Here is an 11,991-nt window from a genome sequence, read left to right as displayed (position 1 = left end):
GTCAATGCAAAATATTTAATTTAATAATCTAAATAAATATTTTAATTAGAGATTATTGATTAAATTATTTTTTAAATACAAGATAAATAGTATCTCCCAGCCTCTCATGATATTTTAAAAATAGACTTTATTCATAATAATATCTAGCGATTTTCAAAAAAAATTTTAATTGCAAAAAATAAATTAAGTTATTAAAGAAATAAAAAACTATCTTTGATGATTACTTAAAGTATTCAAATTTCTTTTTTAATTTCATATAAACTCTCTATTACTGCATTTAAGACATATTCTTTATTTACTCCTAGCCATAAGGGTATTCTAGAAATTCTATTGAAAATTGATTCAGTGTATTTTAACTTTTGACTTGTTAAATTAAAATGTTTCTTTGCATAAGGGGAATTATGGAGTGGAATATAGTGAAAAACTACGTTTACTTCCTTATCTCTCATTTTCTGAATAAATAAATCTCTTTCAAAGTTATTTTTGTGAATCAAATAGAAAATATGACCGTTATGTTCTCTATCCTTTTGCAACTTTGGAATTGATACAAATCCTTCTTCATCCATAATTTTTAATCCATTTTTATAGAAATTCCAAATCTTTAATCTTTCCCTAGTAATTTCCTCTGCTTTTTCCATTTGAGCAAAAAGAAATGCTGCTATTAATTCTCCAGGAAGAAATGATGAACCAATATCTACCCAACTATATTTATCAATTTTCCCTTTATTAAATAATGAACGATTTGTCCCTTTCTCTCTTATGTAGTTGGCTCTTTCTTCAAATTCTTTATTATTTATAAGAATTGCCCCACCTTCTCCCGCAAATATGTTTTTAGTTTCATGGAAAGAGTAACAACCTAAATCCCCAATAGAACCAAGTGCTCTACTTTTATACTTTGACATCACTCCTTGTGCTGCATCTTCAATAATCAATAGATTATATTTCTTTGAAATTTTTATTATCTCATCCATTTCGCAACTAAAGCCTGCATAATGAACAGGTACTATAGCCTTTGTTTTTTCATTTATTAATCTTTCAATTAGTTTGTAATCCATATTCAAAGTATTTGGATCTATATCTACGAAAACTGGTATTCCGCCTCTTAATACGAATGCGTTAGCAGTAGAAACGAAAGTATAGGAAGGCATTATTATTTCATCACCATTTTTTATATCTGCAAGTATTGCAGCCATTTCAAGGGCAGCCGTACAAGAATTGGTTAGGAGAGCGGAATTAGTACTAGTATTAATTTCTAACCACTTTTTACATTTCCTCGTAAAGAAGCCATCTCCTGAAAGTTGATTTAGGTTATATGCTTGTTTTATATACTCTAATTCCTTTCCAGTGAGGTATGGTTTGTTAAAAGGGATCACAACATTTTTCTAATAAATAAGGCTACATTATTAAATGTATTTATCTACTACTATAAATTATTCTGTGATTTTTTCTAGTAGTATAAAAATTAATTATTTTTAATTTTCATGAGAAAAACAATAATCTTTTTTGAGAAATTAAATTTTAGAAGTAAATGGATTATTATTTTTTTCTTATTAGTTTTACCTAGAATTATTTATATTTATTTCAATTCAATTACTACTGCTGATTCTCTTTTTTATTTAGAAGTAGCTGAAAATATAAATCAGGGATGTGGTTTCGCATTCACCGATAATTTAGGAGAATGTCAACCTTTAAGTGGTGGTTATTTCCCTGCTTATCCTTATTTTATTTGGTTTTTAAAATCAATAGGCTTCACTGATAAAATGATCCCAAGTCTTGTCTCAATACTTGCAATAAGTTCTGTTATTTATTTATCAAATACTCTTTTAAAATATGGGTTAGAAGAAAAAAAAATTTATACTTTAATTTTTATGATTGGGTTCTCTCCCATATCATTTGGTTATTCAAGATATTTATTAATTGAGCCTGTGCTTTACATATTTAGTGTTCTCCTTTTAGCTGAATTTATTAAACTAAAAGCAGGACTAGAATATTTTAAATTTATTTACTTAAGGATAATTCTGTTTACAATTTTAGCAGTTTTATTTAGACCCACATCAATAATATTTATCATTCCTCACTTTTTAATTACTTTACAGAATTATGGAATTAAAAAATTTATAAAAGCTTTTCTTTCTTTTTCTTTAATTTTAATGCTTACTATAATTCCATGGGGATTAAGAGATATGAAATATGGAAACAATACTCCTTTTAGATCTAGACCAAACAATTCGCCTGTAAATAGTGAAGGATATAAGAACTGGGTTTCGACATTTTCATTAACTGAATATGAATATGCATCAGCTATGTTTCCTATTTACAACCGCAAGAGTGGTGACAGAAAGAAAATTGTGATAAATACAAAATGGAATCCTTTCATCTCTAAAAATGATTCAGACCTTAAAGAAATAAAGCAAATATTAAATGAAGATAATCCATTAATAAAAAGGGGATTTACCAAAAATGAAGAAGAAATTTTTAATCAATTAGCAAAGAATAGGATTAAAACAAACGGTATTTTAGGAAATTCTTTCTTGATCATTATTAAATCTTTAAGTCTTTTATTGCATCCATTAAATTCTTGGGGCTGGCCTTTACAAATAGGCTTAGATGCAAAATTTTCTATATTTAATGGTGAATTAATAACTAAAATTTTTTTTAAATTACTTATTTTTGTATATAGATTATTTCTTTTTTCACTTTATTTTAAATACATATTAATCTTTATTAGATTATTCAACCCGATAAATCTTTTCTCTCAAAATAATTATAATTTAATCCAAAATAATTCTATTCTTATTGGCAGTTTATTAGTACTAAGCACAAATTTAATAATGTTTGTTGGAATCTTTAACGGTCTAGAACATAGATATTTTTATCCAGTTATGCCATGGATTGAATTTCTAGTATTTTTTAAGTTTATAAATCATAAGTTCTTTAAATACATAACTTAGTTATCAAAAATATTATTTTTTATTTACCTTAATTTCTTTGGAATTTTTAATGTTTCTTTTTTAATAACCCTTACATTTAAACTCTTTTAAAAAAGAAAATTCACCTGAAATGAAAATTCTTTAATCAACTAGAAAAAATCTATATATGATTTATAATTAGAAAATTATATGTGAATTTAATAAAGGAAATGTTTGAAGAAAAAAATAATACTTCAAATAATATCTCAATTAAAGATTTTTATAATATTTATCAAAAAGTAAAAGAAAGTCACTATATATTCAATTGTTCAGATATTGATGAATTAAAAAAAATTCATCAAATAGCAATAAATGATTTAAAGAAATCTATTCCAGAATACTATAGCTTTGAGGAAGGTTCTCCTAATTTTAGGAAGTCTAATTATCAAAATAAAAAAAGTATTGTAAATGGATATTTTGAACAGTACAATTATTTCCCATGGAATAAAAATTCAGAGTCTATCTTTATAGGTTTAAAGGATCCTTTAAACCTTTTTTTTCAAATCAACAATCTTTACTGTATTGAAAAGAAGGGATCTGGTTATTTTGAATTAACCGGTCTAAAATCTAATAGATTATTTAATAAGAAATATTTTGTTAGAGTTTGTTATCAACATTTCCCAAGAACTAAAGGTTATTTATCAATTCATCGTGATCCTATTGGGAGTCATCAATTTTCAGCTCCTATAATAAGCTTATCTGAATTGAAAAAACAAGGGCTTTATTATATCCTTAATAATGACAAAATAAATGTCCAATCAGTTATGTCTTATGGAGATGCGTTATATGTTGATCAATCAAGATTACATGCCGTTGAGCATGATCTCGAGAAGGATAAAGGAACTGAACATTTTTTAATTTCTGTGCATAGATATCATTCAGATAGTAGTTTTTTGCAATCATCCACAAAATAACAATTAAATTCTTAGAAAGCGTACAACCTATTAATTTAAATCTCCCAAATTGGGGGATCAAATCATATGGAGGTTCTACATTTTATTTTGAAAATAAATTATTAGTTTCAACAAGAAATTATGAAAACAAATCAAGAATTTCTCTTTATAAGGTAAGGTATGATGCAAAAATTTCAAAATATTCGACCACTCTCCAAAAGTCAAGTCTTCTTGATGGCTGTAAAGAATATTATGAGAATTCTTTAGGGCAATCTTATCCTTTTATACTAGATCTCAATAAATTAAAACTTCTTTTCTTTACAGATTGGTATTATGACGAATCTATTAAAAAAATTCTGAATAGATTAATTATTTGTAAAGTAAATAATGAGTTGGAAGTTAGTAAAATTTATATTTTTAAAGAAGGTATATTTTCAAAATCTGGGGCTATAAGAGCTTATAAGATTGAAAATCGTGTGTATTTTTTTATACCCATCTTTAAAAACTTTGAAATTGAATTTCCTAATTATTATATTAATAAATTTGACTTTAAATTAGATCAAGAAGAAACATTTGAAAGCTTTATTAAAAAATTTTCAGACTCAAAGGGTTCATATATTAATACAGGTCTCGATAAAACAACTTGTTTTAATGTGATTGAGACTAATGAAGATAATACTAATAACTACAAGGTGATATACTCTGGAAGAAATAATAATGAGGATTATAGAATTTACATAGCTAACATAAACAAATTTTTTAATTCAGTTTCAAATATTAAAATATTTGAATTTAAAAAATCTCTTTCTTACCCTTATGTTTTTAAAGAAGGAAATATGTTTAAAATGATTTGCTCATTAGGTCGTTACGGTGATAGCGGCATTATTTTTTCAAAAATATAAATATGAGAGTATTGCAATTAGGTGGGGCATTTCATCAATCATTTTTTATAGATGAACTATCTTTAAATAATTATCACGTTGAATGTTTAGATAATATACCTAATAATCCAGGACATAATTATGCAAAACTATCTCATAATATATCAATTACAGATATTAAAAATATAAAGAAAGTAGTTAAAAAGCAGAAGTTTATTATTAGCTCTTATGGTTCAGATATTGCTGAATTAACACGCAATATGATTGGGGGAGAAAATGGGAAACAGATTAAACTATTAAAAAAGCTTAGTGCAAGAAAACTTTTAAAAAAAGTATATGCTGATCAAAAACAACCAAAAATAAAAATTGCTAATTTAGACAAACAATATAACGAGAAATATTTGGTTATTAAACCAAATATATCAAGTGGAAGTAAAGGTATATCATTGATTAGTTCTAGAAAAGAAATTGAAAAAGCAATTAAAAAAGCTAAAGACTGTTCATTAGATGGGATTGCAATAATTGAGGAGTATATTAACAATGATGGTAATAAATATTATTGCGAAGGTTTACTAATAAATAAAAAAGTATATTTAGTAATAGGCTGTTCAAAATCTTCTTCCAAAACTATTAAATGGGATGGAAGTATTCAGATAAGTGAAGATAATATATCTACTTTTACCAATTTATCTTATAAATATCTTGAGAATTTATTAAAGGATTCAATATTAAAAATGTCTCTTGAAATTTCCAAATTTTCATTTGCTTTCAACATAGATTTCTTTATTAATAATAAAAATATTATTATTATTGAATTCACAACTAGACCAGGAGGGAATTTATTGCCATTAGTTTTAGAACATAAATATGGAATTAACCATAGTTTAAGTTATTTATCCATTCTGAATGGGAAGCCTCAAATAGTATATAGAAATAATCCATTATTTAAGTTTGATTCTAAAATAACAATAAAAATATCTATTATTAACTATATTTTTTCAGAAGAGTTAGAGCAGTATAAAGACGATAATATTATTATTCTTAAAAGAGAATATTCAAATCAAAAAAACTCTAAAAAAATAGCTGCACTAATTTATGGAAATTAAGATATTTGACACAATTATACATTCAGGCATGTGTTTAAAATGGCCCTCAAAACCAAGCATAAATATAAACATACTTAAAATTCTTGAATTAATTGATAACGAAACCATGCTTAAAGGGGCTTTAGTACAAACGTCTCCATGGTTTGACTCATCTAATTCAATTGAATTATTTTATAAATCTATCATTTCTCATAAAACAAAAAAAAGAATCATACCAGTAGCTACAATTCCTAATCTGAGTCTTAATAAAATAAAATCTTTTATTGATGATGCTATAGAGATAGGGTATAAAGTATTTAAGATCCACCCCCGATTCTCAGAACACGGCGAGAAAGAAATAGAAAAAATTTTAGATTACTTGCTTCCAAAAGCAAATTTAGTTCAAATATGTACTTATCAAAGTCAAAATGTTAAAACTCTTGGTAATTCATTAGAAGCAAGTAAATTTTTAGAACTTTTAGCATATAAATCTAATTTTTACTCTACTCATATTATGCTTATGCATGCCTTTGATATTTCAATTTTGCAAGCACATTCAATCGTTAGACATAATAAATATTTAATACTAGACTTATCAATGACAATTCTAAAATATGATGGTTCATCGATAGATCATGATATAAGTTATCTGTTTAAACATTTTGATCGTAGGATCTGCATAGGTAGTGATTATCCAGAATGGTCTTATAGACAATTAGAAAAAAAGTTATTAACCCTGATAAGATCTGTTCCTGAGGATAAATTGAGAAATATATTTTATGGTAATGTAGAAAAAATATTAAACTTATAATGAGCATATTTCAAGAATATGTTGGGATAAATAAAGGGAAAGATTCAGATAATTTAAGACATAATGATCTTACTAATGGTTGTGGATATTATATTATTGATAATTTTATTCCCATAAAGGAATTAAAGAAAATTTTTAATGATCTATTATTTATAGACACTAACCAATTCAGTAATAAAGAGAACAATATAAATAGTTCGGAATATGGCCAGATTAGATCACCTTTCCTTTCATCAGAGTCTATTAGAAATTTACTTTGTTCTGAAATGATATTGAGATTAGTAAATGATCATCTAGTAGGCAATGGTATATGTCATCTCTTTAATGGACAAATTGTTAGGAGAGGAAGTGATCACAATCAATCCTTGTGGCATAGAGATTTTAATAAAGTTCATATTTCAAATCCTATAATGTCATTCAATACCTTATTTATGTTAGGGGAATATTTGGATATTAATGATTTTTCTACCTTACAAAAAAAACATAGTTTTGAACTAATACCATTTTCTCAACTCTCTTATGGACCTCCTACTAAATCTTTATTAAAAGAGAAAAAAATTATCTCTGTTTTTCCAGGCTCTATATTAGTTTTTAATTCACAATTGTGGCATAGGGTAAAAAGCAATAGTAATGAACAATTATTTTTAAATATAATGTTTACTGAACCATTTATAAAGCAGCAAATAAATTTATTAGGTTCAACAAAAGAATGGATTGATAAATATTCAAATTCGGAAAGTGATTTAGCCAGGCTTTTAGGATGGTGGGCGAGGCCCCCTGCAGATTTAAATGAATTTAGGAACCCTCCAGATCACGTCAGAACTTACAGATCAGGGCAAGGTTGAAACTGAATTTTTTTAAAATATAATTAGATAAATTAGTTTCAAAAAAATTTTTTTTTGTTTATTTTGGGATCCATAAAAGTTTATCCCTTATTTTAAAAAAATTATGGATTTAAGTATAGTAACTACAACTTATAATTCTGGAAAATATAGTAAAGAATTTGTAAAAAGAATAAATAAAATAGTTGAAAATAAAAAATTCAGTAGTGAAATAATTATTGTTGATGATGGATCAACGGATAATTCATTGGAATTATTAAAAAATCTAGTTAAAGAAATCTCAAATTTAAAAGTTATAGAATTATCCCGTAATTTTGGACATCATAATGCATTATTTTGTGGAATAAAAAATAGCAAAGGTAAATTTGTCTTTTTAATAGATGGAGATCTTGAGGAGGATCCAGAGGATTTTTATGATTTACATAATGAACTAATAAAAAATAATTTAGATATGGTTTTTGGACAACAATTAACTAGAAGAGGAAATAATTTTGAAAGGTTTTCAGGTAATCTATATTATTTATTTTTAGAATTTATAGCTGACGCAAAAATTCCTCATAATGCAGTTACTTCAAGAGTTATGACTAGGAAATATGTAAATTCTTTATTATCTTTTAGGGAATCACAATTTGTACTGTCGGGTCTCTATGAATTGAATGGTTTTAAAACAAAAAGTATATTTATAAAAAAATCCAGAAGAAGAAAAAGTACCTATAACTTATCTAGAAAATTCCAAATATTGGTGAGATCAATTACAAATTATTCAGATAGGCCATTATATTTGCTTTTTTATTTAGGTCTAATCATCTCATTAATTTCATTATTTATGATTGTTTATCTTGTTTTAATTAGTTTTATCAGATCAGTTTCTATCCCAGGCTGGCTTACTTTAGTTTGCCTTTCATGGCTTGGTGTAGGAATAACAATTTTAAGTAATGGGATTCTCGCGATTTATCTTAAAACAATTTTTGTGGAGGTTAAGAAAAGACCTAGAACAATTATTAGAAATATCTTTAAAAAAAAAGATAAATTATAATTATTTTTAGATTATTAATTAAAATTTACTTTTTGACAAGGATTATTAGACCTCCAATTACTAGTGCAGCTCCTATATAAAAATTAATTTCTAATCTATTCCTTTCAAATAGATATCCAAAAATATAACCAAATAGAAGAGACAAAGAAAGGTATATACTCCAGGCCAATTGAAATTGGATGTTATATTTTGAACTATATTGCCAAAGAAGAATTGCTAAAATATTTAAAGCTATTCCACTCAAAGTAAAAATTAAGTCTTGTCGAGTTAAATTTACATCACGAAAAAAAATTAAAATTAATCCTAGCAAGTCTCCTCTTCTAAGCAAGTAACTGCCCAAAGCTACAATTAAAGCAGATGTTATTATAAAAATCATTTAAAGAGAGAATTGATCACGTAAATAGTTAATAAAACTAACTCAATAATTAACTATACTTTGCTTAAATAAACAAAAAAAAATTTAATATGATTAACTTAACTTATTATTAGAAATATGAAATCAAAATGGAGGCTAAAAAGTACAAATTTGAAACCCATATCAAAAACTATTTTTGCCTTCAACAGTTTTAACTTTTAATTTATATGCAAATTAAATTCTCCGATTCATTGAACTTTAAACTTTAAGATTTACATTAAATTATTATCATCTCAATAATATTGATAAAATAATCAATATTAACAATTAAGAATTAAGTAATCAAAATAATTTTAAATAAATTATGAAAAAAAAAATACTACTCATAGAATTAAATGAATTTAGCATTGATTTACTAAATAAGGGAGTAAAAGTTTTGGGGTTGAAAAATATTAAAAAGATTTTAAAATTAAACCATTCTAAGACTTTTAGTGATGATCAATTAGAAGGTCAAGGGCTTGATCCATGGGTTCAATGGGTTTCAGTACACACAGGCAAACCAAGTAAAGTCCATAATGTTTTAAGAATTGGAGATATACCAAAACTAGAATTGCCTCAAGTATGGGAAATATTGGCTAGCAATGGCATTACCACTGGTATATGGGGGCCAATGAATGCTTCACTTAATAATAGGAGAGGATGTAAATTTTTTCTTCCTGATCCTTGGGCATATTCTGAGATTGGATATCCTGATTCATTAAATTCTTTTCTAGATTTACCTCGATATTATTCTAAAAACTATATAGTTCCATCAAAAAAAAATCTTGCTAAAGGTTTCTTAAAATTTATATTATTCTTTTTAAGGAAAGGTATATTTTTAAGCTTTTTAAAAGAATCAATTAATGCTTCATTAATTATCCTTAAAAATGGGCTTTCGAATATGACTCTCTTTTCCTTGTTTGATATGTTCAATACTATTGCTTTTTTAAAATTTAAGAATTCGACCAGCCCTGATTTTTCAATAATTTTTTTAAATTCTTTAGCACATCTTCAACATCATTACTGGAGCGATAAAGAAACTAATAAAGAAATGGAAATGTGCCTAAGGATTCTAGATAAAATTATTGGTTTATTATTAGATTCATTAAAACCCAATGAATCTGTAGTAGTTGTTAATGCACTAAGTCAAAGAAATGTTTTTAAAAAAGGTATTTATATTTATAGACAAATTGATTCAAGAGAATTTTTAAATGCAGCAAATATTAAATATGCAAAGTTTGAGGAAGGTATGACTAATGATTGTCATATATTCTTTAGTTCAATAGATGATCTTAATCATGCTTACATTGTTTTTGCCAATGCAAAAATAAAAAATAAAAAAATATTTTATGTTGAAATAGATACTAAATTTAAAAATAAACTCTTTGTTCAATTAAATTTTCATAAAAAAGTAAGTTTAAATCAATATTTATCTATAAATAATAGATCCCTAAAATTTTTTGATTATTTTACTTTGATTAGAGAAAGAACTGGAGAACATATTAAAGAAGGCGATATATTTAGCCAAAGAGTTTTATTCCCTGAAAAATTAAAAAATCATCATATAAGTAATTATCTTTTTAATCATTTCGATATTAAAATCTAGAGTAAATTACATAAAAAATTTTTCAGTATTTACCTTCTATCAAAAATCTCAATTTACAAATCTATTAGGCAATAGTTGAAATTTATTCAAGAATTTTATTAAGAAATTTCTTTTCTCATTTGATAATTTAATTCATTTAGTAGTAACCCAAATACTTTTGCAGAAATAATAATGAAAGGTGGATAAACCATTATTAGATATCTTGCAAAAGCAACACCCAATAAATTTGGAGCTAAACATACTAAGGCTGCGACAAGAATTATCCAAAAACCAGAATAATAAATTTTTTTCCAGTAAATAAAAATGCCAAAAAAAGCTAATAGATTCATAGGGTATATTATAAAAAGTCCAACAAATATTCTTGAAAAAAATGGAAAGAAGTAAATTACATCATTAGTGTGTGTATCCCTAATATCACTTAATCCTGAAACTAAATCAATAATTTTCCAAAGGATTAAATAAAAATATGATTTTATATAGTTTAAATCTTCAACGGCAATTGATTGTATTTTCTCTCTAATAAATTGTCTTTCTAACCCAAATAAAGTTCCTCCTTCAGAAACAAAATTATTTAAAGTTAAAGATAAATAATTTGTATTTAGTTTTATTTGATAAAAACAATATACTAAACAAAAAGTTACTATAGAGTAGATAATAATTTTATCGATTCTAGATAATTTTATAATTTGATTAATCGATTTTTTATATGTAATAATTGCGATACTAAAAACTAATATAATTGAAAATACTGATCCAGTAACTCTAATAGATGATAAAAATAATACATTAAATAGCAATAAAATCATCGTCAATGAGATTTTTGATGCGTTTTTAGATGAATTAAATATATTACTTTTTAAAATTATATATGTAGAAAAAGAAATACCTAATGTCACATAAATAGTTATTCCTCCACTTAAACAATAGAAAATAGTATAGGGACACAAAACAAAAAACCAAGATGCAATAGTTGCAATTCTCTTATCAAATATTATATTGGCCGATTTATCTAAAAAAAGTAATGAAGCAACAGCACATAAGCTTGCTAAAAAAATTACGGCTATATTCCAAGCTGTCGTCCCAAAACCTAATTTAGAAATTATATAAGCTAAAAAATTTAGTATAAAGGGATATAAGAAACTCCCTCTAATATTTCCATCTTCTCCATAACCATAAGAACTACTATTATCATGGAAATAAAATGATCTATCGCCAATATCTAAGTAAGCTGATCCTAAACCTACAGTATTTGAAATTAAAGAAGGAGTGGGAATTGGATGGAAAAAACTATATACATAAAATAAAAATAATATGCAAATTAAAAATAATAATGGATATTTAACACTTCCACTAACTAAATCATTTTTAATGGAAATTTTTTGCATAATTTTATAAAAACACCTAATTATATTATAAAAATATTTTTTAGATGAAGTTAATTAATAGTTATGATTTGGCACAAAATAAATTAATT

General features: G+C 25.2%; 11 protein-coding genes. 8 read left to right on the top strand and 3 right to left on the bottom strand.

From position 1 onward, the window contains the following. Window positions 1–233: 233 nt before the first annotated feature. Complete coding sequence (gene rffA / locus EU98_RS00865; protein ID WP_032516434.1) at window positions 234–1,373, bottom strand: dTDP-4-amino-4,6-dideoxygalactose transaminase; 1,140 nt, start codon at window positions 1,371–1,373, stop codon at window positions 234–236. Between the two features lie 108 nt (window positions 1,374–1,481). Between rffA and EU98_RS00870 the strand changes: the two genes are divergently transcribed. The 7 genes from EU98_RS00870 to EU98_RS00900 all read left to right on the top strand — a co-directional run bounded on the left by EU98_RS00870 (window position 1,482) and on the right by EU98_RS00900 (window position 8,517). Beyond that, complete coding sequence (locus EU98_RS00870; RefSeq protein ID WP_032516433.1) at window positions 1,482–2,951, top strand: hypothetical protein; 1,470 nt, start codon at window positions 1,482–1,484, stop codon at window positions 2,949–2,951. Window positions 2,952–3,139: 188 nt separating this feature from the next. Beyond that, on the top strand, window positions 3,140–3,883 hold the full coding sequence (locus tag EU98_RS00875) for a hypothetical protein (protein WP_032516432.1): 744 nt from the start codon (window positions 3,140–3,142) through the stop codon (window positions 3,881–3,883). 371 nt (window positions 3,884–4,254) lie between these two features. Then, window positions 4,255–4,764 (top strand): hypothetical protein, encoded by a 510-nt coding sequence (locus EU98_RS00880; protein WP_032516431.1) that lies wholly within the window; start codon window positions 4,255–4,257, stop codon window positions 4,762–4,764. A 2-nt stretch (window positions 4,765–4,766) separates the two neighbouring features. Beyond that, the gene (locus EU98_RS00885) at window positions 4,767–5,849 is read left to right on the top strand and encodes a hypothetical protein (RefSeq protein ID WP_032516430.1); all 1,083 of its coding nucleotides are present in this window, start codon (window positions 4,767–4,769) and stop codon (window positions 5,847–5,849) included. Continuing rightward, window positions 5,839–6,639, top strand: coding sequence for a hypothetical protein (locus EU98_RS00890; protein ID WP_032516429.1), 801 nt, complete (start codon window positions 5,839–5,841; stop codon window positions 6,637–6,639). The genes EU98_RS00885 and EU98_RS00890 overlap by 11 nt, the downstream gene beginning before the upstream one ends. After that, window positions 6,639–7,484, top strand: coding sequence for a hypothetical protein (locus EU98_RS00895; RefSeq protein WP_032516428.1), 846 nt, complete (start codon window positions 6,639–6,641; stop codon window positions 7,482–7,484). The genes EU98_RS00890 and EU98_RS00895 overlap by 1 nt, the downstream gene beginning before the upstream one ends. A gap of 103 nt (window positions 7,485–7,587) precedes the next feature. Beyond that, window positions 7,588–8,517, top strand: coding sequence for a glycosyltransferase family 2 protein (locus EU98_RS00900; RefSeq protein ID WP_032516427.1), 930 nt, complete (start codon window positions 7,588–7,590; stop codon window positions 8,515–8,517). Between the two features lie 25 nt (window positions 8,518–8,542). Here the strand turns inward: EU98_RS00900 and EU98_RS0109200 are convergent, their stop codons facing one another. Beyond that, window positions 8,543–8,893: a hypothetical protein gene (locus EU98_RS0109200; RefSeq protein WP_032516426.1), complete on the bottom strand. Its 351-nt coding sequence runs from the start codon at window positions 8,891–8,893 to the stop codon at window positions 8,543–8,545. Between the two features lie 343 nt (window positions 8,894–9,236). Between EU98_RS0109200 and EU98_RS00905 the strand changes: the two genes are divergently transcribed. Further along, a complete protein-coding gene (locus EU98_RS00905) occupies window positions 9,237–10,517 on the top strand; it encodes a hypothetical protein (protein ID WP_032516425.1) in 1,281 nt (426 codons plus the stop codon). 98 nt (window positions 10,518–10,615) lie between these two features. On the opposite strand, the gene EU98_RS00910 is transcribed toward EU98_RS00905, so the two are convergent. After that, complete coding sequence (locus EU98_RS00910) at window positions 10,616–11,902, bottom strand: hypothetical protein (protein ID WP_032516424.1); 1,287 nt, start codon at window positions 11,900–11,902, stop codon at window positions 10,616–10,618. Window positions 11,903–11,991: the final 89 nt, after the last annotated feature.

It is taken from the genome of Prochlorococcus marinus str. MIT 9314 (genome assembly GCF_000760035.1).
Lineage (GTDB): Bacteria > Cyanobacteriota > Cyanobacteriia > PCC-6307 > Cyanobiaceae > Prochlorococcus_A > Prochlorococcus_A marinus_B.
Note: the sequence above shows the minus strand (reverse complement) of the source record. Positions and strands in the feature narration are given on the sequence as shown.